Annotated in this window: 18 protein-coding genes, 3 rRNA genes and 1 pseudogene (1 of these 22 running past the window's edge); 5 read left to right on the forward strand and 17 right to left on the reverse strand. The window is 56.6% G+C overall.

Going from position 1 to position 25,037, the window contains the following annotated elements; translation table 11 throughout:
- From tssK to tssA, 12 genes are all read right to left on the reverse strand, one after another.
- Positions 1 to 1,332: a type VI secretion system baseplate subunit TssK gene (gene tssK, locus QNH97_RS28225; protein WP_283554853.1), complete on the reverse strand. Its 1,332-nt coding sequence runs from the start codon at positions 1,330 to 1,332 to the stop codon at positions 1 to 3.
- Positions 1,329 to 1,832, reverse strand: coding sequence for a type VI secretion system lipoprotein TssJ (gene tssJ / locus QNH97_RS28230; protein ID WP_283554854.1), 504 nt, complete (start codon positions 1,830 to 1,832; stop codon positions 1,329 to 1,331). Before tssJ ends, tssK begins: the two co-directional genes overlap by 4 nt.
- Before the next feature lie 5 nt (positions 1,833 to 1,837).
- On the reverse strand, positions 1,838 to 2,623 hold the full coding sequence (tagH, locus tag QNH97_RS28235) for a type VI secretion system-associated FHA domain protein TagH (protein ID WP_283554855.1): 786 nt from the start codon (positions 2,621 to 2,623) through the stop codon (positions 1,838 to 1,840).
- A gap of 18 nt (positions 2,624 to 2,641) precedes the next feature.
- The gene (locus QNH97_RS28240) at positions 2,642 to 2,782 is read right to left on the reverse strand and encodes a type VI secretion protein (protein ID WP_283554856.1); all 141 of its coding nucleotides are present in this window, start codon (positions 2,780 to 2,782) and stop codon (positions 2,642 to 2,644) included.
- A 62-nt stretch (positions 2,783 to 2,844) separates the two neighbouring features.
- On the reverse strand, positions 2,845 to 4,362 hold the full coding sequence (locus tag QNH97_RS28245) for a sigma 54-interacting transcriptional regulator (RefSeq protein WP_283554857.1): 1,518 nt from the start codon (positions 4,360 to 4,362) through the stop codon (positions 2,845 to 2,847).
- 10 nt (positions 4,363 to 4,372) lie between these two features.
- A complete protein-coding gene (tssH, locus tag QNH97_RS28250; RefSeq protein WP_283554858.1) occupies positions 4,373 to 6,958 on the reverse strand; it encodes a type VI secretion system ATPase TssH in 2,586 nt (861 codons plus the stop codon).
- 11 nt (positions 6,959 to 6,969) lie between these two features.
- The gene (tssG, locus tag QNH97_RS28255) at positions 6,970 to 7,977 is read right to left on the reverse strand and encodes a type VI secretion system baseplate subunit TssG (protein WP_283554859.1); all 1,008 of its coding nucleotides are present in this window, start codon (positions 7,975 to 7,977) and stop codon (positions 6,970 to 6,972) included.
- On the reverse strand, positions 7,941 to 9,728 hold the full coding sequence (gene tssF, locus QNH97_RS28260) for a type VI secretion system baseplate subunit TssF (protein WP_283554860.1): 1,788 nt from the start codon (positions 9,726 to 9,728) through the stop codon (positions 7,941 to 7,943). The genes tssG and tssF overlap by 37 nt, the downstream gene beginning before the upstream one ends.
- A 5-nt stretch (positions 9,729 to 9,733) precedes the next feature.
- Positions 9,734 to 10,144 (reverse strand): type VI secretion system baseplate subunit TssE, encoded by a 411-nt coding sequence (gene tssE, locus QNH97_RS28265; RefSeq protein ID WP_283554861.1) that lies wholly within the window; start codon positions 10,142 to 10,144, stop codon positions 9,734 to 9,736.
- Positions 10,145 to 10,152: 8 nt separating this feature from the next.
- Positions 10,153 to 11,625, reverse strand: coding sequence for a type VI secretion system contractile sheath large subunit (gene tssC, locus QNH97_RS28270; protein WP_283554862.1), 1,473 nt, complete (start codon positions 11,623 to 11,625; stop codon positions 10,153 to 10,155).
- 25 nt (positions 11,626 to 11,650) lie between these two features.
- Positions 11,651 to 12,154 (reverse strand): type VI secretion system contractile sheath small subunit, encoded by a 504-nt coding sequence (gene tssB / locus QNH97_RS28275; protein ID WP_283554863.1) that lies wholly within the window; start codon positions 12,152 to 12,154, stop codon positions 11,651 to 11,653.
- A gap of 32 nt (positions 12,155 to 12,186) precedes the next feature.
- Positions 12,187 to 13,743 carry a type VI secretion system protein TssA gene (gene tssA, locus QNH97_RS28280; RefSeq protein WP_283554864.1) on the reverse strand — a complete coding sequence of 519 codons (1,557 nt, stop codon included), beginning with the start codon at positions 13,741 to 13,743 and terminating at the stop codon, positions 12,187 to 12,189.
- Between the two features lie 170 nt (positions 13,744 to 13,913).
- Between tssA and QNH97_RS28285 the strand changes: the two genes are divergently transcribed.
- From QNH97_RS28285 to QNH97_RS28305, 5 genes and pseudogenes are all read left to right on the forward strand, one after another.
- Complete coding sequence (locus QNH97_RS28285) at positions 13,914 to 14,153, forward strand: hypothetical protein (protein WP_283554865.1); 240 nt, start codon at positions 13,914 to 13,916, stop codon at positions 14,151 to 14,153.
- A 33-nt stretch (positions 14,154 to 14,186) separates the two neighbouring features.
- Positions 14,187 to 16,255: pseudogene (locus QNH97_RS28290) on the forward strand (type VI secretion system Vgr family protein).
- Complete coding sequence (locus QNH97_RS28295; RefSeq protein WP_283554866.1) at positions 16,252 to 17,106, forward strand: DUF4123 domain-containing protein; 855 nt, start codon at positions 16,252 to 16,254, stop codon at positions 17,104 to 17,106. The pseudogene QNH97_RS28290 and the gene QNH97_RS28295 overlap by 4 nt, the downstream one beginning before the upstream one ends.
- Positions 17,103 to 17,873 carry a hypothetical protein gene (locus QNH97_RS28300; RefSeq protein ID WP_283554867.1) on the forward strand — a complete coding sequence of 257 codons (771 nt, stop codon included), beginning with the start codon at positions 17,103 to 17,105 and terminating at the stop codon, positions 17,871 to 17,873. Before QNH97_RS28295 ends, QNH97_RS28300 begins: the two co-directional genes overlap by 4 nt.
- A gap of 12 nt (positions 17,874 to 17,885) precedes the next feature.
- Complete coding sequence (locus tag QNH97_RS28305; protein ID WP_283554868.1) at positions 17,886 to 20,069, forward strand: lipase family protein; 2,184 nt, start codon at positions 17,886 to 17,888, stop codon at positions 20,067 to 20,069.
- Positions 20,070 to 20,217: 148 nt separating this feature from the next.
- Here QNH97_RS28305 and QNH97_RS28310 read toward each other — a convergent pair whose 3' ends face one another.
- From QNH97_RS28310 to QNH97_RS28330, 5 genes are all read right to left on the reverse strand, one after another.
- On the reverse strand, positions 20,218 to 21,723 hold the full coding sequence (locus tag QNH97_RS28310; protein WP_283554869.1) for a YdgA family protein: 1,506 nt from the start codon (positions 21,721 to 21,723) through the stop codon (positions 20,218 to 20,220).
- A 157-nt stretch (positions 21,724 to 21,880) separates the two neighbouring features.
- The gene (locus QNH97_RS28315) at positions 21,881 to 22,516 is read right to left on the reverse strand and encodes an NADH:ubiquinone oxidoreductase subunit N (RefSeq protein ID WP_283554870.1); all 636 of its coding nucleotides are present in this window, start codon (positions 22,514 to 22,516) and stop codon (positions 21,881 to 21,883) included.
- Between the two features lie 184 nt (positions 22,517 to 22,700).
- A 5S ribosomal RNA gene (gene rrf, locus QNH97_RS28320) occupies positions 22,701 to 22,816 on the reverse strand.
- A gap of 108 nt (positions 22,817 to 22,924) precedes the next feature.
- Positions 22,925 to 23,040 (reverse strand): 5S ribosomal RNA (gene rrf, locus QNH97_RS28325).
- A gap of 159 nt (positions 23,041 to 23,199) precedes the next feature.
- Positions 23,200 to 25,037: ribosomal RNA gene (locus QNH97_RS28330) — 23S ribosomal RNA — on the reverse strand (it continues 1,054 nt past the right edge of the window).

Raw genomic sequence — 25,037 nt, forward strand, 5'->3', positions numbered from 1 at the left:
TCAATTCCTGATGGCCCAAAAATTCAGTTCAAGCTCGGCGAACGCCTCGGAGACATGGAATGCAAAGCCGGCGGAGCGCTTCAGCTGCGCCATGTCTTCGGAACTGGGCTCGAGGATGAAATAGGTTTTGTTGGCATGAAACGCAATCTGTCGCGGCGCTACGGGCAAAGGCCTGAGTTTGATGCCAGGCAAATGCAGATTGACCAACTGACGAATGCGCTCCACCGGCCCCACCTTGAGGTGCGACGGCAAACGATGGCGCAGCTCTTCGCCGTCGCAGTTGGCACTTGCGGCCAGTACGAACGAAGCCGAGTCCAGCAACGAGAGGTCTTGCAGCGGCGAAACGGTGATTCCGTATTGGCGCACCTGCAATTGCAGTTCGATAGCGTGCTGCTCAAGCACCATTGACAGTACCTGACGGATCGCTTGCATCAGGCTACGAAAACACGCGCCCTGGTCGCTGTGCTGGTAACGGTTGTTGAGCGGTGGGCGTTTGCTGTCACCGGAGAACGCCGCCAAGTCACCCAGCAAGGCCAGAAGCGAGCGGTACAGCGTTTCGGGATGCACCTGCTCCAAGTCCAAATAATGACGCAGCAACAGCTCGGAGCGATTGATCAGCTGCAGCATCATGAAATCACCGACTTGTGCACCGCCCGCCTTGCCGGTGGAGCGAACCCGCTCCGCCAGGCTGTCGCCACGGTGACCTAGCATGCCGATGACTTCTTTGAGACACGACAGCAGATAGCTGGATGATCTGGCCTGGATAAAGGTCGGCACAAAGTTCGGATCGAGCCTGATCACACCATCAGGCGTGGTGTCGAGTACCTCACAGAGCTTGAGCTTCACGAACACCTGGTCGCTCTGCTGCTCACCCAGCAGCAGACGTAAGTCCGGACGGCCACAGCTGATCTGGCTGCTGCTGGCGTCTGCGGCATTGGAGTCGGCCACCTGTGCTTCGTAGGTGGTGTAGCGCGCCAGCACGTCAGACTGTTCCGGACGACGGGATTCGATATGGTTGCCCGTCACCAGTGGCAGAGCGAGGTAGATTGGCGTGCTGCTGCTATTGGACGGTACTTCCAGGACCAGCGGTTCGGCGTTGCCATCCAACTCGAACAGGCTGCCATCCGGCAGGACACCGCGTGCCTGGCTGACCACCAGCTGGCCCATGGCGAGAAATTGCGAATCAATCTCCAGCGCCAGGAAACCCCAGGCGTAACTGGCCAACAACCGCGTACGGACCTTCAACTGGTGATCGAAGTAGCGATCGTTGTGCTGCAAATGTTGCGGACGCAACAGCATGCCCTCTTGCCAGATGACTTTGTCGTGATTCATCGGTCGTCTACCTTGGCCAAGCCTTCAAGGATGCTGCCGATTCCATCCTGATCGAGGGTCAGGTTCGCCTCGGTCACCCGCGCCGTAGCGACCGGCAGCGTGTATCGCCATCGGGTTTGCGGCAGATCACGGTACGCCGCGAGCACGCCGACGTAACGACCGCCACCGGCAATGTCGAGCCTGAACTCGACGGTTTCACCCGGGCGTAACTCCAGCTCTTCGCTGGCAACCAGGTCGGGTTTCAGGCTTTCCCTGGGCCGCTCATAAAGGCTGAAGAAATCCGCGTTTTCAAAAGCCACTGGATGCTTGAGCTCAAACAACCGCACCACCACTGGCGATGGCCGTCCGTTGAGGTCTGGGTTGAGCTGGTCGCTGGCCGTCAGCGTGAGGTTGAGCTTGGTCATCGTCGAAAAGGGCGACAGCGTGGCGCAACCGACCAACAACTGCGTCGTGACAAGCGCCGTCAAAGTCCTGAATAAAAGCATCGTGCGGTAAGGCATGTACGTCATCCATGGTGATCGGTGTGCAGGGTGGAAATAAGGCGAACCTGCTCTTCATAAGCCTGGGCGAACTCGCGAGCCAGCAGCGCGGTATTGATCGCCAAAGCCTCCCGGGCCTCGCCATCCAAGCTATCGAGGTCCATCCCCAGCGCGCTACCGAAGCGCTCCCAGAAACCTTCGCGGGGCTGTTCAACCGCGTCGGACGACGAGACCGGCCCGCGCGTGGCTTCGATCGGGGCGTCTATCAGTTCCGGCAACAGCAGGCTCTCCATGTCGACGCGTGCGTAGTTCGAGCGATCAAGGGCATCCGGCGGTACGGCGGTAGGGTTTATCAGCTCATCTATTTCCGGGTAAATGCGCTCCCGTTGATCCAAGGCTTTCAGCGGGTCGAGAGCCAGGAATGCGTCGTCCGGAATGAGGCCACCGATTGGCGTCGGACGGCCGGCTCCGGCAGCGCTGTTGGACGGGCAAGCAAGCAACCGTGCCAGAATTTCGAAATCGCCCATGATGTAGGCATCTCCGTCCTTGATGCGTACCGGCTCGCCATTGGGCAGGCGTTCGCCACTTTCACGGTGTGTCGTACCGTTACCACTGGTGTCGGTCAGGAAGAATGAGCCCTCATGGAAGCTGACCTGTGCATGACGCTTGGACAGCAGACGCTGACGATCTGGGAGGGCCCAGTCACAACCTTCGCCTCGCCCGATCACGCCGCCGGCCGGTCCGAAAGTTTGCTGGCACAGATGTGCAGCGATGAACTGCCTGGCGTTCAGCATTTCGAAAACGAGTTCCATCGTTGAGACTCCTTGTGGTCACTTGCCGCGATTGACCGCTTGCGGATCACCCAATGGGCGATAAACGCTGTCATTGAATTTGTAATTAGCACTACAGCCGCCGAGGCCGAATAACACGACAAGGGTCAGCAGGACGGCTTGCCAGGAATAGACAGGCATCGAAGGGTCTCCACGAATGAAAGGGCCGGGCTGGCATCGGTATGGATGAGTGTGGGCGCGGGTCAGTCATCGTAATCCTTGCGATGAATCCTCAAGCGCGCGAGGCGGTAAAGCAGCGTGCGGCGTGCAAGGCCGAGTTCCCGCGCGGTAAGTGTCTGGTTGCCGGCGTTCTTGCGCAGGCAGTCGATCAGCAAACCACGTTCGATTTGCCCCAACCGTTTGCGAAGGTTCATACAGCCAAGGGCAGGTGGGGTTTCGATGGGCAACTCAAAATGCTCGACCAGCAGTTCGCCGTCCTCGCACAACAACACGGCCCTTTCGACGATGCCTTTGAGTTCACGTATGTTTCCGGGGAAGCCGTAGACCGCCAGATGATCGAGTGCTGCGTCGGACCAGCGCACCGGATCGCGCCGCAATAACGTGCAGGCCTTGTCGGCAAAATGTCGCGCCAGCTCGATGACGTCGCCTTCGCGCTGACGCAGGGCCGGCAATTGGATCGGAAACTGGGCGAGGCGGTAATACAGGTCTTCGCGAAACTTGCCTTCCGTGACCAACAGCTTCAGGTCGCGGTGGGTGGCGGCAATGATGCGTACGTCGATCATATGGGTATCGTTCGACCCCAGCGGACGGACTTCGCCCTCCTGCAGCACGCGCAGCAGCTTGGCTTGGAGGGACAATGGCATATCGCCGATTTCATCAAGCAGTAGTGTGCCTCCATTGGCCGCATCGAACAGCCCGGCACGGTCCCGGTCAGCACCGGTGAACGCGCCTTTGCGATAGCCGAACAACTCGCTTTCCAGCAAATTCTCGGGCACCGCTGCGCAGTTCTGCACAATAAATGCCTTGGACCGACGCGGGCCCCAGTCATGGATGGCCCGAGCCACTACCTCCTTGCCAGTACCAGTCTCGCCACGCAGCAAAATGGTGTAGGGGCTGTGTAGCACTTTGCTGATCAATGAACAGGTCTGGCGCATAGCCGCACTCCTGCCAATCAGGCCGTACCCGGTGACACTCGGCAGGCTTGTGGCGATGGACTGAATTTCGCTGACAGGGCGGCTCAGACGTTGCAACAGGTGCGCCTGGCTGAGCGCGAATACCCCAAGACGCCCCAGGGATTCGGCGAACCCTTGCAGGTCGAGGTGCTGATCACTGGCGCACAGCAACAAACCCTCGACGCCCTCTTGCGAGTTGGCAAGCGGCACACACAGCATTGATTGCCATGGTGTGGCCCGGACCGGCAGGAAGCGAGTGTCGTGCAGGCTGTCGCTCAACGCACCGAGGCACACCACACGATTCTGGCACAGGGAAAATTGCAACAGTTGCTCACCGATATAGTCGGAAGGCAGGCTGCGGCCGTCACGAAACTGCAGCTGGCCTTCCAGGCATTCGGTACTCACCTCCAGGCGAGTGTGGGTGGCATCGGGCACGTATAACTGCACCAGATCGCAGCCACTGAGCTGCGCTATGCCCAGAATGAACTCATCCAACAACGCCGCGCCGTCCTCCGCGCGCGAAAGACTGGAAAACAGCGTCAGGAGGTCTTCGGCGTAGACCATCGGTTGCGCAATCTGCTTAAACATCGCGCCCATCTCAACTGAACTCGCAAGCTACGCTGGCATCGCCGGCGAGGGTAGCGTGTACATGCCGCAGTGGGTCGCCGGTCGCCATGGTCGCGAGCAAGCGGTCTGCCACCAGCGGTGTCAGGTGCAGGTCGAGCAGATGGTCAATCAGCCGAGCACCATCGTCGCTGCGAGTGCAGCGCTCGACCAAGTGGTCCACAAGATGTCCGCAGTAACTGAAGCCCAGTTGACGACGATGCAGCCACCCGCCCAGGCGATCGAGTTTGATTTCCACCAGCTCGCGCAGGACCGGGCCGCTTACCGGGTAGTACGGCACCACGCACATGCGTGCCAGCAACGCGGGTTTGAAATGCTTGCTGAGTATCGGGCGAATGGCCTCCTCGAGGCGTTCGGCAGTCGGTTGCGCGCCGTTTTCGCATATCTCGCCGATGCGCTCACTGCCCAGGTTCGACGTCATCAGAATCAGGGTATTGCGAAAGTCGATCTCGCGCCCTTCTCCATCATTGGCCAGACCTTTGTCGAATATCTGGTAGAACAGGTTCAGCACATCCGGACCGGCCTTTTCGACCTCGTCAAGCAACACCACTGAATAGGGTTTTTGCCGCACAGCTTCGGTGAGCATGCCACCCTCGCCAAAACCGACATAACCAGGCGGTGCCCCGATCAGTCGGGAAATGCTATGTTTCTCCTGAAACTCGGCCATATTGAGGGTCGTGATAAACCGGTCTCCTCCGTACAGCAGATCAGCCAGGGCCAGCGCCGTTTCGGTCTTGCCGACGCCGCTCGGCCCCACCAGCAGAAATACACCCACTGGGGCGTCAGGCTTGTTCAGGCCTGCGGCGGCGGCGCGCATGGCACGGTCAAGCGCCTGCACGGCCTGGTCCTGTCCGCGAATGCGAGTACGCAGGTCAGTCGCGAAGCTCGCGATTTTAGCGTTGTGCTCCCGTGCCAGTTGCGCCAATGGCACACCGGTCCAGGCACTGATCACTTCGGCCACCAACCGCGGGCACACTTCAAAACTGACCAGACGCTCTTGACCCTGCGCCGCCATCAACGCGCCGTGGGTTTCGTTCAGCGCAGCTTCCAGGGTTTCGACGCACAGGGTTTGATCTACCGCGTCTACTCGTGCCCTGGCCAATTGCTGACGCAACGACAGTAGGCGTTCAGCAAGAATTCGTTGTTCGGTCCATTGGATTTCCAGTGCCCGACACTCGTCTTCGATGGTATCCAGGCGCACCTCCAACGCTTCCAGCTCCAGGACATCAATCGACAGGCCGGCCTCCGCGTCACGACGCAACGCCAGGCGCTGGTGCTCGCCTTCGGCCCACTCCCCTCGCAATCGCTCAAGACTTTGCGGCGCAGCAGCCAAGCTGATGCGCACACGAGCGCAGGCGGTGTCGAGTACATCGACGGCTTTGTCCGGCAGTTGACGACCGGCCAGATAGCGGGCGGACAATTGCGCCGCCGCGACCACAGCATCATCACGCAGATAAATACCGTGGCTGCTCTCGTAGACCCGGGCCAGGCCGCGCAGGATGGTCACCGCTTCACTGACAGTCGGCTCGTGCAGTTGCACTGGCTGGAAACGACGAGCCAGGGCCGGGTCTTTCTCAAAGTATTTTTTGTACTCAGTCCAGGTGGTGGCCGCGATAGTGCGCAGTTCGCCTCGGGCCAGGGCCGGCTTGAGCAGATTGGCGGCGTCGAAACCGCCGGCATTGCCACCCGCGCCGATCAGGGTATGGGCCTCGTCGATGAACAGGATGATGGACTTGGGCGAAGCCTGGACACCGTCGATCACCCCCTTGAGGCGTCGCTCGAATTCGCCCTTGATGCTGGCTCCGGCCTGCAGCAATCCCATATCCAGCGACAACAGTTCAACACCTTCGAGCGCTGAAGGTATTTCCCCAGCAGCAATGCGCAAGGCCAGGCCCTCGACGATAGCCGTCTTGCCTACCCCCGCCTCACCGACAACGATTGGATTGTTCTTGCGCCGACGAACGAGAATATCAATCATCTGCCTGATTTCGCCGTCCCGACAAAGCACCGGGTCGAGTTGGCCATCGCGAGCCTGCTGAGTCAGGTTATGAGTGAAGCGCTCCAGCAGTGAGCCGTCTGACGCGACAGATTGGCCAGCAACCGATTGTGCCTGTTGTGACAAGGCGAACTCTTTCAGCCGGTCGATGTTCAGCTTGCCAAGCAGCGCCTGGTAGTGACTCCCCGCGTGGCGGATAGGATTACGCAGCAGCGCCAGAATCAAGGCAGCTTGCCCGACCTGGCTCTGTCCCAGTTCAAGATTGGCCACCAGCAGCGCATCTTGCAGCCATTGCACCAACTCAGGAGCGAATATCGGGTTGCGTGAGGCGCTATGTTCAATACACGGTTGCAAGGCAGCGCTCAGCTCGCTCGCGCTTATTTGCGCATCCTGCAAGGCACGAGTGAGCAAACCTCGCGGTCGCTCCAGCAGACACTTCAACAAGTCTTCCACCAGGACTTTGTTTGCGCCACGGGCCACGCACTGCTCGGCCGCCCCCTCCAAGTCCCTCTTGGTGCTGGCGTCCAGCACCTGAATGAGGTGCTGAAGGTCTACGTTAATCATGTCATCCATCCCTAGTGAGTTTTACTGCCGAGGATCACCACGCCGTCAGCGCGTTCGTGTCCCAGCCAACTGGTCCATCCCAGGCGGCAGGTGTTCTGTTTTCCAATGCGCAGTTCGCGTATTTCCTCCTGACGCAAGACCAGGCGAATGTCATATTCGAGAGGATCGCGCAGGGTGAAACGCACCAGCATGCACAACGGCTGGTGACCAACACCGATCGGCAAGAATTCGTGGAAACGTTGCCAGTCCAGTTCACAGATATGAATCCGGAACTTGCCACTGCGATCACGCACCCGTTCGCCCAGCACCAAGTCTTCGCTCAGCAAGCTGTTAGCGCGCCCCAAACGATTGAGTTGCTCATCAAGAACGTCCACGCGGCGCTCGATGCACTGCTCAAGGTTCAGTTCGGCGTGCTTGAAGTAATAACGCAGTACCGCTTCGATCAATGCCGCCGAATGCGCCCGAAGACTTAACAGACCCAGGTACGGCAACAGACGCTTCCAGTTCAATTGAGTGGCCTGGCGGATCCGCTCGCCACCCAAGCCGATCAACGCAAACAACTGCTTGGAGAACGGATCGCGGGCACCACCCTGGAAACTGGCGCAATAGCGGTATTTACGCCAGATCGGCAGCATCAATCGTTGAAGACGATGATGGAACAGGTCGAGGAAGTCGCGAGTTGGATTGCCTTCTTCGCCGTCCCCCAAGGCCTGCTCACCATAGAACGCCGGTAAGGGCGACCCAGCACCTACCAAGCCGATCAGGTTCAAGCGCAGACGAGCTCGCATCTGCCCGTGCTCCTCAAAAAACTCCAATCGATCGATGTCGCTGCCCGGGAATCCCAGGCTCGGATTGGCCCGAAACTCCAACCGGTCGTACAGTTCCTCGTCGTCCAAAAACGGGTGCGCCTCACGCAATCGGTCCATGACCAACAACACGGCCTGGAACAGCGAGTACTCACGTATCCGTCGTGTCAACACGCTTATAGAAGCGGCTGCTGGCCCATTCTGGGTGTCCATTGGTACACATCTCCCTGTGTGCTGTTGACCCGCAGTTCGTGGTACGAATTGAGGCTGGCATAAAGCGCAAAAAACTCGTTAAGAACCGAAGCGAAGACGAACAGGTCACCTTCACCGATGTATCCCTGGGGATCGATAGTCAGTTCAGTGCGCAAGCCGCGAACCGGCAACCCACGGTGCAGCCGGTCAACATGCTGGTGCTTGATCGACTTGAGCCCGCCCAATAAACGCTGGCTGACTTTCTCCGTCTGCTCGTCGTAGTAGCGCGGAAAGTCATAGGTTTCGAGAATGACCTTGAGAGCGTTCACATCCGCCAGCGACAGGTAGTTAAGTGACATGTTGCTGATCACCTTCCAGAGGAAATCCTGATTGAGTGGCGGTGCAAAGCACGGAGTGACCGGACCTATGTTGCGAAAGCTCAACGACTCGGGGCTTTTTTCAGCGGGCTGGTCGATATCACCGGGCTTGAGTTGACGCGGCAGGTTCTGGTTGGTGCACATCAGTTCGATCGACAGGGTTTCATAGGTCTGATTGTGGCGGCCTCCAAAGCCCAGGCAGGTGTCGAGGCCGCCATGGAGCAGCGACGGACGTTGGCGGACACTGTAATAGGGGCGGTTGTGGGACACATCGAAGCTTGAGTCGTGCTCAAAGGATTCAAACGGCACATACGCCTGATTACCCTGGCCGCCCGGATTCCAGCCAGTGACGCTCTCGACGCAAAACACGCCGCAGTGCTCCGGGTCGTAAATAGCCGGTAGCAGCAGGTACTCATCCTGCTTGCCATCCAACCGGATCGGCTGTGCATCATGCTTGAACAGATTGGCGATAGGCGTGCAGTAAAGCTTCACGTTATCCAATGTTGGACGCAGGCGCTGGATACCGCTCTTGCCAATATCGAAGCGCAGGTCCAGTCCGCGCATCTGTATGAGGGCGTCCTGCGGCAAAGCGTTGAGCAGGTCCAGGCCATTGACGTCAACGAACAGGAACTTGTCCTGAAAGGCGAAATACTCCTGCAAGTAGCGATAGCCGCGAAAGGTATTCAGCGGAGACGGGACTAGCGCTTCTTCTTCAGCAAATCCTACTGGCTGGACATGCTCGGCAGGGAGTCTGAACATCATTGGAGCGCCGTCCATAGTGCTTATGGGGTTGCCTGCACCGTCCAGCGGAACCAACTCAATACCTTCCAGGTTTCGCAACAGGCTGAGATAAAGCATCTGGCTAATGTATCGTTCGCCGGCAAAGTGCAGACGCAAACGGCTCAGCCGCAATTCACCCAAGTGACCGTCACAATGCATCTCCAAGCGCAGGCTCAACAGCGAACCGTCGCCTTTAACCGAATAACTCAACCCCGTCAGATGGAGCGCCAGGACTTCGGTAGGGTAACAAGTCAGAAAGCGACAACGGACCCCTTGGACAGGCTTGCTCTCGACCGGCGTATCGCGCTCCACCCGCAATGCGGGGCCTGATTGCTGTAGGGGGTCGAACTGCAAAATACTAAAGGCCGGCAGTGGACGCATGTAGTTCGGCCACAATAGGTGCATTAGCGAATGGCTCAACTCCGGCAATTCGTCGTCGAGCTTTTGGCGCAAACGTCCTGTCAGAAATGCTACCCCTTCCAGTAAACGCTCCACATCCGGGTCTCGCCCAGCCTGCCCCAGAAACGGCGCCAAGGCAGGGTTACGCTCGGCGAAACGCTGGCCCAACTGGCGAAGCGCAGTCAACTCGCTCTGGTAGTAGTGGTTGAACGACATGGGGGCTATCCTTGGCTGACCTTGACTTGGCCGCTACCGTCCAGGCACGCGGAAAAACTTACCTGCCGCTTGACCCCCTCGACATCCAGCAAAGCGTCGATGCTGAAAAACAGGTGAAGCGGATCGGCATTGTTCGGCATCGAAGCGACACAGACATTCCTGAGGCGTGGCTCGTAAGCCTCGATGAATGTCTCGATTGCCGCGCGGGCCTGGCTTCTTGCGTCATGAAGGCTCAGGCGCATGTCATTGAGATCCGGTAACCCGTAATCGGATAACGTCTGCACGCTGCCCGCGCGGGTGCTGAGCATTTTGGCTAGATGAGCAGCCACGGATGCCATAGCGCAAACCTCGCGACTCAAACCCGCACGTTTTACGCCATCGCCATTCAGGCGCTCGAAAAGGCTGCCATAAGTCATCACTGCACTTATGCCTTGTCCAGCTTGCCAACCAACGACAGGGTGAAATCAGCACCCATGTATTTGAAGTGAGGTCGTACATTCAGGCCAACACGGTACCAACCTGGCTCACCTTCCACATCACTGACGACGACTCTGGCCTCGCGCAGGGGGCGTCGGCCACGGACTTCGGCACTCGGATTTTCCTGGTCGGCCACATACTTGCGAATCCAGTTGTTGAGCTCACGCTCCAAGTCCGTACGCTCTTTCCACGACCCCAGTTGCTCGCGCTGCAGAACCTTCAAGTAATGAGCCAGGCGATTGACGATCATCATGTACGGCAACTGGGTGCCAAGCTTGTAGTTCAGCTCTGCTCGCTTGTCCTCCGCGCTGATACCGAAGAATTTGGGCTTCTGCACAGAGCTGGCAGAGAAGAACGCGGCGTTGTCGCCACCTTTGCGCATGGTCAGGGAAATGAAGCCTTCCTCGGCCAGTTCATATTCGCGACGATCGGAAACCAATACTTCGGTAGGGATCTTGGTTTCGATTTCACCCATGCTTTTGAAGTGGTGCAACGGCAGGTCTTCAACCGCGCCACCGCTTTGGGGACCGACGATGTTCGGGCACCAGCGGAATTTGGCAAAACTGTCGGTCAGGCGGGTACCGAACGCGTACGCAGTGTTGCCCCACAGATAATGTTCGTGGTTGTTGGCAACGGTTTCTTTGTACACGAACGACTTGACTGGGTTCTCTTCAGGATCGTATGGGTTGCGCAACAGGAAGCGCGGTACGGTCAGACCGATGTAGCGAGCGTCTTCCGACTGACGAAAGCTCTGCCATTTGGAAAATTGCGGGCCTTCGAAGTGGTCTTTCAGATCCTTGAGATCCGGCAGGCCAGTGAAGCTTTCCAGGCCAAAGAATTTCGGGCCGGCGGCGGCGATGAACGGCGCGTGGGACATGCAGGCGACACTGGCCACGTACTGCATCAGTTTCACGTCCGGCGAGCTCGGAGACATGAAGTAGTTAGCGATAATCGCACCCACCGGCTGCCCGCCGAACTGACCGTATTCAGCCGTGTAGATATGCTTGTACAGACCAGATTGCGTGACTTCCGGCGAATCCTCGAAGTCGTCCAGTAGATCGCTCTTGGAGACGTTGAGCATTTCAATCTTGATATTTTCACGGAAGTTGGTGCGCTCAACCAACAACTGCAAACCGCGCCAGGCCGACTCCAGAGCCTGAAACTCCAAGTGATGGAGGATCTCATCCACCTGGCGACTGAGCTTGGCATCGATCTCAGCAATCATGCGATCAACCATGGCTTTCTTGACCGGTTCGCCGCTGTTCTGCGGCTTGAGCAGCTCCTCGATGAACGCCGACACACCACGCGTGGCAATGTCGTAGGCTTCATCGTCCGGGGTCAGGCGGGTTTGGGCGATGATGCTTTCCAGAATGCTGTGATCATTGCCTTGACTCTGTTTCTGTACTGCATGGGTACTCATGTTTCGGCTTCCTTGGCTGAGAGAGTCAAACGTCCGGGGCTGAGGCGTCCAGGCCTAGCTCACCCAGTACGCGGCTACGGGATTCGTCATCGGCGAGTACCCCTTCAATGGCTTTGCGAAATGCCGGTGCGTTACCCAGCGGCCCCTTGAGGGCTACCAATGCTTCACGCAGTTCCATCAGTTTCTTGAGCTCTGGCACTTGACCGACCAGGCTCGCAGGATTGAAATCCTTCATCGACTTCAAGCGCAGCTGTACGGACAGTTCCTCGGTGTCGCGTTCTTCTTGAAGGCGATTCGGTACGCTCAGGGTCAGACTCAGCTCTTGCTTGGCCAATACGTCATCGAACGTCATCTTGTCGATACTGATGGGCTTACGTTCCTCGATCTTGCGTTCGTCCTTTCGGTGGATGTAATCACCGATAGCTAACAGTTTCAGCGGCAGTTCAATCTCCTCCTGAGCGCCACCAGTGGCGGGTTTGAAAGTGACGTTGATTCGCTCCTTCGGAGCGACCGAGCCTTCTTTGGCCATGATATTTCTCCTTACGATTGGGACCTGCGGGCCTATTCGATTACCCGCTCTAGGTCGAGGTGACACAACCTGCGGTAGACCTCTTCCTTGCAATCACGCACGGCGTGGTTCTGGGGCAACAATTCGTAGCAGTTGTGCAACAAATGCAGCACCTGTAACGCAAGATCGGGCTCCCAGACATTCAAGTCCGGGTGTTGTAGCGTCTGATCAAGGGCTTCGAGCTGGACCTTGGCGAGCTCGTATTTCTTGGCTGAGAAGCACAAGCGAGCCATAGCGAACCGCCAGAGGAAACGCTCGCGCGCACCATGAATATTTTGCATCCCGAGCCTGAGCAATCTGACGGCAGGTTTGAGGCCATCCTTGCGCAGGATTGAGTGGGCCTCTTCCAGTGCCAGCTCCCACGATGCATGGTTGTCAGAGACATCGGCCTTGGGTGGGGCGCAGGGGGTTTGCAGGTGGGGCAAGACTTGGGCCGCGATCCAGGCCCGGGTGGCCGGATCGGCAAACGGTACACCGTCATGCCAGCGCAATTCGATAACACCCGGCAGGCGTTGAATGAACAACGCGAGCTGGATTTCCACCTCCCGCATGGCCGGCTCAGCATTCAGCCCTTGCAGGCACTCCCAGGCGAACCTCTGGCCGTCAAGCCAGAAGGGAGCCTTCGCCAGGCTGGCCTCGAGATCCACCAGCAGATCCGCGTAGTTGCCCTGTTGGAGGCTGTCCCGATAAGCCTTGAGTCTGTCCGTCGGTATCCCGCGCAGAAGGGTGATCTGTTCAGCGCTGCGTTCGGGCATGATGTCGATAGCAAGCCAGAGCAAAGTGCGATTGAGGCGCAGGGCGCGAACATCTGTAACCTTTTGTTTGAGCCACCAAGTACATAACGGACGGGCACCCTCTTGCTGGGCGCGTAGAGCCTTGTGGGCCTCTTTTTCGTTTTCGATCGGAGCGCCGGGAGTGAACAACTGGGTAGCTGCTTGCTTCACCTGGGCCATTACCGCCCCAACGGCACCGGTTTGTGGCTGGTTGTCGGTGACACGCTGGACCATATTTTTGAGTCGTCGGCACACCGGCAACAGCAGAGGCGCATCATCAGCCAAGTGAACAGTGCAGGCGGCATCGAGACGTTCAAGCTGCTCCGCCAGATGGCGGAACAACGGCAATTGCTCCTTGACCGCAACATCATCGTTCAACACCTGCTCCAGGCGTGGTATCAGCCAACTGATGCAGGCGGCACGGGTTCGGGCCTTGGTTGGGTGTATCTCGGACCAGTGGTTTTTACACAAGTACTGCAGTAGGCCAAGACCGGCTAACAGCCCCTGGAAGGATTCGCGTTGGTACAACGCCCACGTCAACCAGGTTGCCACTCGCAAATCTTTCGACTGGGTGCGTAACAGCGCTTCACTTTGTTCCACGACCTTCAGCCAGTCGACCTGACCGCCTTCATGCATCGACTGGGCTTTGCTCAGCTCGCTTTCCAAGGCTTCGTATTCATTTGAAAAACGCACGTCCGCCCCTCCGAAACTTCCATTGAAAACAGGAGTTTTGGCGAGAGCAAGATAATGGGCGGACAGCTTTTCAGAATACGACATTCACGATCCGGTTAAGAATGATTCGGTTATTACATAGATAGTTGTGGGCATTACTACTCAAGGAATAAAGTTCGACCCGACTTGTAGGAGATTTCTCCCCAATACATATTCCCACATGAAAACATCGCATCGATGTGCAACCATCCGAACGCCACCAAGAATGCCAAACCTTGAACAATAAAAAAGTAGGAAACTTCGCTTTTTTTCGAGGACAAAAAACAGGTCTCACCTTCAAAACCCCTGAAGCCTATGCCTCTCTAGTCGAATTGGGGTACCCGCTACTCCACGACAAAACACTTCAAATTATTTCCTTATCAATTGCCGCTTTACTCCAGAGAAAATTCTTACATCCTTTTCTTTTTTTGCAGGTGCAGACGCTCTTGCCCATCAGGGCTGCTTCAATAATGTGACCAGGAGCCAAAGCCACATTCCAAGGACGAAAAATGCCCCCCGCCATAGCCCCCTCGAATTTTCACCTCACAATCCCTGACCTTGACCATGATCTCCAGGTCTTGGCCTTTAAAGGTTACGAAGCCATCAGTAGGCCGTATTCGTTCGACGTTGAACTCGTCAGCGAGCAAAAGGACATGAACCTTGAGCACCTGTTAAACAAGCAAGCGTTTCTCGCATTCAATAAACAGGAAACCGGTGTTCACGGGTTAATACATCGCGTTGTACAAGGTGACTCCGGCAAGCGTTTGGTTCATTACAAGATAAAATTGGTTCCACGACTGGCTTACTTGGAGCACCGCACCAACCAGCGCATTTTTCAACACCTCAGCGTCCCACAGATAATCGCTTTGATCCTCAAGGAGCATGGCGTTCTCAGCGACACTCATCGCTTTCAGCTGAGTGCAAAATATCCGCCGCGTGATTATTGCGTTCAGTACCAAGAGTCTGACTTGCACTTCATTGAGCGGCTGTGTCACGAAGAAGGCTTGCACTATCACTTCCAACACAGTGCTTCAGGCCATCACCTGATATTTGGTGATGATCAGACCGTGTTTCCCCGACTTGACCACCCACTGTTTATAAACATGACAGCGGCATGGTTTACGACGAACCGGTGATTCAGCGTTTTGGTCTGAGGCTGGAGACCCGAACAAGCCGGGTCACTCGCCGTGACTATGATTTCAAGAAAGCCACGTTCCTCCCGGAGAGCGCCTGCCAACCAAACATCGACAAAATCCGGCCAGATCTGGAGGCTTATGACTATCCGGGTGGGTTTACCCAGGAAGAGCGCGGCAAGTTACTGAGTCGGCGGGCCTTGGAACGCCATCGCGCCGACTACCGCCAGGCCGAAGGCAAGAGTAACCAACCGACCTTGGCGACTGGGCATTTCCTGACATTGTGTGAGCATCCCCGCCAGGAGTGGAATGATCTATGGTTGCTGACCGAAGTGCATCACCAAGGCAAACAGCCGCAGGTGCTGGAAGAAAGCATCACCAGCAACATCGATACAAATAAAGGTCACTTCAATCAAGGCTACTGCAATCGCTTTGTTGCCACGCCTTGGGATGCGATCTTCCGTTCGCGATGGGCTTATCAAAAACCACGCGTGTCGGGCAGTCAGACGGCAATCGTCACCGGCCCTGAAGGTGAAGACATCCACTGCGACACACATGGCCGGGTCAAGGTCAGGTTTTTCTGGGACCGCGCGGGACACTTCGATGACGGCAGCAGCTGCTGGCTGCGTGTTGCATCCAGCTGGGCAGGCAACAGCTACGGTGGTGTCACGATCCCAAGGGTAGGCATGGAAGTGCTGGTGACCTTCATGGAGGGCGACCCCGACCAACCCTTGATCAGCGGATGCCTGACCAATAGCGCCAACCCTTTGCCTTACCCATTGCCCGCGCACAAAAGCCGCACGGTGTTTCGTTCTCGCAGCTCGCCGAACGGTCAGGGCTTCAACGAATTGCATCTGGAAGATCGAGAAGGGCGGGAGCTGATCTACCTGCGCGCCCAACGTGACATGGAGCAGAAGATAGAACACGACAGTCGGCTGGAGGTGGGCAACGAGCGTCGGGAGACCATTAAGGGCAACAGCATCACCGTACTCCAAGCCGAAGAACATCGGAGCACGGCTGCCAACCGCACAATCCAGGTCGACGGCAACGATTACCTGCACGTCGCCAACCGGCACACCAACGTCGAGCACACGCTGGTCGTCGAAGCCGGGCAGCAAGTGCATATCAAGGCAGGCGCCCATCTGGTCCTGCAAGCAGGCGCGATCCTCAGTTTAAGTGCCGGGGGCCAGCACCTTGTGATCGACCACAGCGGCATCCACAGCAGCAGTGAAATCCAGTTCGGCGGAGCACCACTGCCAGGCGCCACCGCCTCGGCACTCAAATCTGGATTGACGGTCCCCTTTGCTTCGCTGCTGAACCAACCTCCGGTGCTTGCCTCCACCCAACGCGCCCTGATGACGGCGAGTAAAGCAGTGGGGTTGAACTTTTGTCCGATCTGCGAGGCTTGCCGCGAGGGTATCTGCCCTACCGGAGCCACCGCATGAATCATTCACTCCCTCATCAATGGTTGATCGAACACCATCGCCTCGGCCACGCCCTGTGCCTTGTGCTGGACTCTGAGAACGAACACCCGATGCGCCAGGCATTGCTAAAGAACAGCCGACCTGACCAGTACCTGAGTGTCTACGGCCAGACCACAGTCGCAGACCTCAGTGAGGTCGGCCCCTTTATCTTCGCTTTCGATCACCCCGGCAATGCAAATATCAACGAATTGCTCAAGCGGCCGGACTCTCACTGGGGGTGGCTTGCCAGTTGCCCCAAAGGGCACCTGTCCCTGGTGGTGGAACACTGGCGTGAGCGGTTGATACTCGGAGAGCGTCCTCATCAGGCCTTGTATCGCTTTCACGACAATCGCGTATTGGCCCGGGCGCTCAGGCACCTACCCATTGAAGCCTATCCAACCTATCTCGGGCCGGCGATCAGTGTGTGCTACTGGCAAGGCACGAGCTGGGAAAGCACCAATAACCCATCCCCGGGCCAGCATCCGGTACCTGACACGCCACTTTGGCTGCAGGTACCTGTTGCCCCACGGCAAGCAATGCAGACTCGCCTGATTAATGCACGACGTTTCCTGTTGGCCGAGCATGTCCAGGCCTACGCCAAACTGGCCGAACAACAGGATCCGGACGCCTGGCTGCGCGCCACGCTCAAGCAAGCCGGGGCCTGGTACTGGCAGACGTCTGAACAACTGGAGTTTTTGCTGACTCAGAGCCTGCAAACGCCCGTCCAGATGCTGTTGCCACACTGGCAAGCGTACCCATCTGAAAGCCCCGGCGAGCATTTTGAACGGGTGCGTCTGATGACGGTGTTTGGGCAAGGAGAGGCCCCACGATGAAACAGACACTACGAGTTGCAAGTTTGAGCTGCTTGGTGATGACAGCAAGTTGCGCGAGCAAACAGCCGCACACTTTCACTTTTACAGCTGAGCTTCCGCCCGACTTTGCCTATCAGGCTATCGCAGTGTACGTGCCTGCCAAAGGACAAACCTGCACCGTACCCGGGGGCAGAAATACAGAAGTTGGGTACAACCTGCAGTGGCGCAAACACTACCAGCCGAATTCAGAGATAGCGCTGTACAGAAAAGTCAGCGGCTGCCCACTGGTGATCTACCGAATCAAGCTCGAAATCAATTCGGCCTATGGCAAGGATTGGAGTGATATCAGTGGAGACTCAGCCAGCGTTGCAATACGCGATGAGTTAGAAGCGCAGTACAAGGGGACTTTCAGCGAAGCGGGTGAAAGCGTCTTTTACGGTCAATGCCAGTGGTTATTCCGTACTTCTGGCAAGCCTCGCATTCTCAGAAAAATCCTCGACTGCAAAAAAACCAATCCACAAAAAGAGCTCGGTCGCGGTCGCCCTTTCTCGGCATATACCCTCGATCAGCTACCGGGGAAAACCATAAGGATGAAGATCGCCCTGGCAGATGAAGAAAGACCCTACATGGGCGATACCTGGGTGAAAGTACCTAATGGTTGGAAGCGCTGCATGGGCGAGAACTTCGAAGATCAACGTGCATTTTGCTTCGGCAATTACAAAGACTTCAGTGGCTTTCAGATGCCTGACGGACGGAAATGCACCATTTACCCAGGTTGTACGGAATAAGGAGCTCTGCGTATGACGTCATTGCAAATGGAACTGGAGTCAAGGCTGAGCAGCGACATTCTGACCTGCCCTGTGGGAGGCAAATGGACCAGTTTTCAGCTCGTCGATGAGTTTGGCTGTGGCAAACCTTATGCAGGACTGGCTTATGTCGCTACCGATTCAGAAGGACAAAAATACCGTGGAAATCTGGATGCCATGGGTCTTGGCAAGGTTACAAATCACTGCGCTGGACCGATTGCCCTTGTCTTTGACCAAAGGTATCAAGAGCAGGAAAAACCCTATGTAGAACTTCAGCGTCGGGATCACTACCCCCTCGAAATCACCGAACTCCAGGTCCGAGCCGAGCAAACACACTATCTGAACCCTAACGCCAAACGTACCCGCGAAAACCCAGCCCAAGCCTGTGCGGGCGATTTTTTCCAAGTGGAAGTACGTCATCTGGTCAAGCACGTCGCGCATCTGCCTCCCGAGGTCTATCGCCATTACCCTCACCCTGTCGGGCCGGCACGCCTGATGAGCGAACATGGCAAGTACGGCGTAGCCTTGATGCCACAAAAACACACGGTGCTGGAAGTGCGTCCATTGCGGGCCTTGCGGCCCATGTTGTCCACTGCCCCAGAATTCTGTGCGCTCAATTTGTACCAACTGGCGCTTCTCTCAACCTTGACCTACTGCCCTTTCGGCCAGATGCCTGACCAACTTCCGATCAACACACCGGTGAGCTTCATCCAACAACCGAGCGTGGGGAACTGGTTCGCGAATGCGCTGGCCAAGTTCGAAGAACTTTGGAGGCTCGATCCAGAGCAAACAAAACCCTACTACCCGCTGTACGAGGATGTGCCCTATTCCAAACGTTTGGAGATCGTGCCATTCGATCCCGTCCTTTACGCCGTCAACAACCCAGAACTGGGTGAAGATCAGGAACATCCCGCCAAGATCCATTTTCTCGACGACCGCAAACTCGGAGTGCGGGGCACTGATACGCAGGCCTTTATCACTCACAACGACGAATTGATTCTGATTGCAGTCCGCGGTACTTCGGAAATGATCCCCGACAGCCTGCGCGACGCCGATGCACTCCAAGTGCCGTTTGAGGAAGGTGCCGGCCAGGTGCATCGAGGGTTTTATGGTGCTGCAAAAAAAGCAGTAGCCTTCGCAACGGGCTATTTGGACAAGTTCTACACAGGGCAAAAACTGCTGATCTGCGGCCACAGCCTAGGCGGAGCAGTGGCGTTGTTACTTTCCGAGATGCTGCGTCGCAGACCGGAGGGCTACGTCATCCAGCTCTACACGTACGGCGCGCCCCGGGCCGCTGATGCCACCTTCATAGAAAACGCCAAGCCCTTGGTCCACTACCGCATGGTCAACCACAATGACCCAATACCCAGCGTGCCCGGCAGCTGGATGAACACCAAGGCAGGTGTTTATGGCACAGGAGCGGCGCTGATGTTCGCCAATGTGCCGGTCGGCCTTTCAGTCTTCGTCGCGGGTATCACCAACTGGACAGGTGAGGACTACGAACACCACGGCATATTGCGGCACTTCCTGCCGGTGGAGTTCGGTGGTAAGGAGAAATCATCAATCCTGTGGACCCCTACCTGCGACACCATCACTCAACACGTCGCCTGCGAGATAGCCCTTCAGCATAGAAACGGTTTGCCGGATCGCCCTTCTTTCGTCTCTCAACTGCTCCATACCGGTAATCACTTTATGGTTCCCAGCTATATCCCCGCTTGCTGGGCGACGTTACGCCGCTGGCAAGAAGCGCAGGCGTCCGGGGATACCTTGGTGACAAGGCGTGAATATGAGTGGATAACAAATGCATTGGAACAAATCACCCAGCAGTTACGCGACGAAAACCGTTACCTAGCAGCACTGGGCGCTCCCAATGGGCGTAGCGAAAGATCCGTCCGCATTGCGCTCACCCACGAAATCGACAGAATGCGAACCACCCGGGCTCGTCTGGCCACTCTACGTACCGCGTCAGTCAGCGAAAAAGACGTTTATGGAAGCATGTCGGAACAACCCGACCGATTGGCTCGGAGCTTGGCCCGCTGGCGGGTACATCCGGAGAATAGGATCGCCGAACAACTGGCAATGGCGCCGACTGTGGATAACGATATCGAATTGATCAGTGGTACTCACGGGTACGCCATCGGCAAACCCTATACGCTGGATGTTAATTCAATTATCTAACTCAAGGGTGCTGCCGAAGCGGTGGCAGCGGTTGCGTCGCAGGCAAACCGGGCGCTGGATAACGTCGAACCACCAGAGGAATAGGCGTGATAAAAAAAGCCCGGCCTGTACACAATGCACGGGCCGGGCTTGGGTGTTACTTGAGCCGTTACTGAATGGCGACGCCGCCGCCAAGCTTGCTCATGACGAACGCCGTGAACTGTTCAACGGTCATTTTCTGGCCATTGAAATCAACTTGATTGTTGGCGTAGTGCAGCTTGGTCACCACATCGCTGCCTTCAAGTTTCGCCAGTTCCGTGCCGACTGCCATGGCGCCGAACATATCGCTGGTGGCGGTGGCCTGATCGGCGATCAGTTTGGCGTCGGTTTGACCTTCCATTTGCGCCTGCACGGTCATCAGGTCCACCAGCATCGGCTTGGACACTTTCAGGTTGAAGTCCAGCAGGGCGAGCAACTGACGGCCCAGTTCATCGGGTGGCAGGTCCATGGATTGCGGCTTGGCGAAATCGACGACCAGGCTCGCCCGGCTTTCACCGTTGGTGGTGGTGAACGACAGGTTTTCCAGCGCGACTTGTGGGCCGCCAGCCAGGAGTTTTTCCAGATCAGCTTTGACCTGCGCTTCTTCAGCTTCGGTCAGGTTCAACTCTGGAGCCGGCTCACCCGCTTCAGCGGCTTCGGCAGCCGCTCTTTCGTAGGGCTGAAGCTTGGTCTGGTAAACCTGCATCAGCGACATGGTGGCCGGAATGTCCAGGTTCTTCAGACTGACTGCCATTTGTGCCGAGCCAATGGACTTATCGTTGTACGACAATTCACCGATCTTGTAATCAGCACGCCCCGAAGCACTGGTGCCGGTCTCGGTGCTGTTGTTCTTCATCTCGAAGTTCTTCATGCCCACCACCGACTTCGGCTCACCAAAGGTGGCCTTGGTGCTGGTCAGCAGCAGGGTGTTATCACCCATGTAGTAGCCGTAAGGGCTTTTGCTCAGGTTGCTGGCCAGCGTCAGGCCGTTCACCTCAACCTGTACCGGCGTCTGGTCTTCGGCGACGGTGGTCAGCTTGAAGCTGTCCATGTAACCGTCTGCCTTGATCTTCTGCGCCTGGGCGCTGGCGGCCACGTCGATTTTCAGACCGGAAAAGATGAGCTGGGTCTGTTCATCCAGCTTGGTGTCCAGGGGCAGCAGCTCGAACGTGCCGTTGGTGGACTGGTCGTAACCCAGGTTGACCACACCTTTGAGCGGCGATTGGTCCTTGGCGGCGACAAACCATTTTTCGGTCAGAGGCGTTCTTTCAAGGGAGGTATGGCTGGTGGCCATGACCGGCAGCCATTTGAGCGTCATCAGGCGCGAAAACGGCAGTGGACCATGTTCGATGTTGTCGACAAACAGCAGCTCAACCGGCTCTGCGCCAAATATCTCGCCTTCGCCCTTGAGGCGATAATGGGCGGTGCTGCTGAAAGTCCCACGGTCGAGGGAAACCAGTTCGATCGAAGCGGTGCTATTGGAGCCGGCCAAGGCCGTTTGCATCTGCTTGTTACTGTCGACGATAGCGGTGTTCAGCACTCCTTCGAGCTTCGTGCCGGTGTACCAGGCGCCGCCCGCGCTGATTGCACCGATAACCACAACGATGCCTAGAAGTACGCTTGCTGATTTATTCATGAGTGACCCGATCGATATCCATGGTTGAAGAAAGCCGTCGTCTTCCCTGACCCGCAAAGGGGGGTGGCTCGACGCCGTAAAGTGGAGGGAGATTACCATCAGGCGCCCTAGCGGGCCCAATGTTTAAAGGGGGAAAAGAATATTCTTGCGAGGCGGTCTACGAATATTGGACTTCAATCTCGTCGAGTTGATGGTCAAATGTCTTGAGCCGTGCCGTCCAGGTGTACACCAGCACTTCAAAATCGCGATTGATCACAGGCGCGCCTGATGACTCTGTGCGCGAATCGCAGAAGTCCAGTTGGTAACGCTCACGGGCCATGGCGTTAGCGACGTCACAGAGCTCACGGGCGTTGTTGAGCCAATGCCAGCCATCTTGTGTGACTTGCTTGTCCAAAGCGGCGCATTGGGTCTTGAGCGCCTCGAGGCTTTTTTCCAGCGGGGTGCCAGTAAGCTCCCCCATGACCTCCTGGAACGTGCGGCCAGGCTGCCAGTAGCTCCCCCAGAAATAACGATCGAACACCGTTTCGACCCTCCGGAGCGCGACCTTGGTGTCCCAGATCAGGACCAGCGTCTTGCCCTGCTCAAGGTGTTTTTTCTTGATGCGCTGACCCTGAAGCGATGCCCAGGCCACAATTGCAATGGATATCACAGCGATCAACGCCGCCGCGCTATCCAGGAAGAGCAACGCCTTATCGATCTGGTGAGTGAGCATGACGCCATAGAAATAAGTGGCCGAAAGCAGCATCAACGCCGCAATAGCGCACCAGAAGCCGGGAGCATAAGGGTTTTTCATTATTGGAATCCCCATGACCAGTGACGTCGCAGGCCCCTTTTCGCCAGTGCCCCGACTCTCTCAGCATAGCAACGACCCCGGGGTTTGCCGGGCGTCGACAGCAATCAGAGGGCACGATCCGATTACCGGCCCAAAACGACAAAACCCCTGTCTGCGTTAGCAGACAGGGGTTCTGGGAATTCAATCTTGACGATGACCTACTCTCACATGGGGAAACCCCACACTACCATCGGCGATGCATCGTTTCACTGCTGAGTTCGGGATGGGATCAGGTGGTTCCAATGCTCTATGGTCGTCAAGAAATTCTGTGACCAGCCCGTTCAACAGCAACGAGCCAGTGAAAATCGATGACTTCTACTTAAAACAAAACCCCTACCTGCGTCAGCAGATAGGGGTTTCGGAATTTAATCTTGACGATGACCTACTCTCACATGGGGAAACCCCACACTACCATCGGCGATGCATCGTTTCACTGCTGAGTTCGGGATGGGATCAGGTGGTTCCAATGCTCTATGGTCGTCAAGAAATTCGGTAGCCGGCGCGTGCCTTGCGGTCACGTTCCAGCAAATGGGTATGCGATAGTTTGTGTGTTGCTTTGTGAACAGCCTCGAACTTTCGGTTCGTGTCGTCTTCACACACCGCAATCTGGCCTCTTTCGAGTTCACAAATTGCTTGGGTGTTATATGGTCAAGCCTCACGGGCAATTAGTACAGGTTAGCTCAACGCCTCACAGCGCTTACACACCCTGCCTATCAACGTCGTAGTCTTCGACGGCCCTTCAGGGGACTCAAGGTCCCAGTGAGATCTCATCTTGAGGCAAGTTTCCCGCTTAGATGCTTTCAGCGGTTATCTTTCCCGAACATAGCTACCCGGCAATGCCACTGGCGTGACAACCGGAACACCAGAGGTTCGTCCACTCCGGTCCTCTCGTACTAGGAGCAGCCCCTCTCAAATCTCAAACGTCCACGGCAGATAGGGACCGAACTGTCTCACGACGTTCTAAACCCAGCTCGCGTACCACTTTAAATGGCGAACAGCCATACCCTTGGGACCGGCTTCAGCCCCAGGATGTGATGAGCCGACATCGAGGTGCCAAACACCGCCGTCGATATGAACTCTTGGGCGGTATCAGCCTGTTATCCCCGGAGTACCTTTTATCCGTTGAGCGATGGCCCTTCCATACAGAACCACCGGATCACTAAGACCTACTTTCGTACCTGCTCGACGTGTCTGTCTCGCAGTCAAGCGCGCTTTTGCCTTTATACTCTACGACCGATTTCCGACCGGTCTGAGCGCACCTTCGTACTCCTCCGTTACTCTTTAGGAGGAGACCGCCCCAGTCAAACTACCCACCATACACTGTCCTCGATCCGGATAACGGACCTGAGTTAGAACCTCAAAGTTGCCAGGGTGGTATTTCAAGGTTGGCTCCACGCGAACTGGCGTCCACGCTTCAAAGCCTCCCACCTATCCTACACAAGCAAATTCAAAGTCCAGTGCAAAGCTATAGTAAAGGTTCACGGGGTCTTTCCGTCTAGCCGCGGATACACTGCATCTTCACAGCGATTTCAATTTCACTGAGTCTCGGGTGGAGACAGCGCCGCCATCGTTACGCCATTCGTGCAGGTCGGAACTTACCCGACAAGGAATTTCGCTACCTTAGGACCGTTATAGTTACGGCCGCCGTTTACCGGGGCTTCGATCAAGAGCTTCGCGTTAGCTAACCCCATCAATTAACCTTCCGGCACCGGGCAGGCGTCACACCCTATACGTCCACTTTCGTGTTTGCAGAGTGCTGTGTTTTTAATAAACAGTCGCAGCGGCCTGGTATCTTCGACCGGCATGAGCTTACGGAGCAAGTCCTTCACCCTCACCGGCGCACCTTCTCCCGAAGTTACGGTGCCATTTTGCCTAGTTCCTTCACCCGAGTTCTCTCAAGCGCCTTGGTATTCTCTACCCAACCACCTGTGTCGGTTTGGGGTACGGTTCCTGGTTACCTGAAGCTTAGAAGCTTTTCTTGGAAGCATGGCATCAACCACTTCGTCACCCAAAGGGTAACTCGTCATCAGCTCTCGGCCTTGAAATCCCGGATTTACCTAAGATTTCAGCCTACCACCTTAAACTTGGACAACCAACGCCAAGCTGGCCTAGCCTTCTCCGTCCCTCCATCGCAATAACCAGAAGTACAGGAATATTAACCTGTTTTCCATCGACTACGCTTTTCAGCCTCGCCTTAGGGACCGACTAACCCTGCGTCGATTAACGTTGCGCAGGAAACCTTGGTCTTTCGGCGTGGGTGTTTTTCACACCCATTGTCGTTACTCATGTCAGCATTCGCACTTCTGATACCTCCAGCAAGCTTCTCAACTCACCTTCACAGGCTTACAGAACGCTCCTCTACCGCATCACCTAAGTGATACCCGTAGCTTCGGTGTATGGTTTGAGCCCCGTTACATCTTCCGCGCAGGCCGACTCGACTAGTGAGCTATTACGCTTTCTTTAAAGGGTGGCTGCTTCTAAG

Origin of the sequence: Pseudomonas sp. G2-4, assembly GCF_030064125.1 — a bacterium.
Classification (GTDB): domain Bacteria; phylum Pseudomonadota; class Gammaproteobacteria; order Pseudomonadales; family Pseudomonadaceae; genus Aquipseudomonas.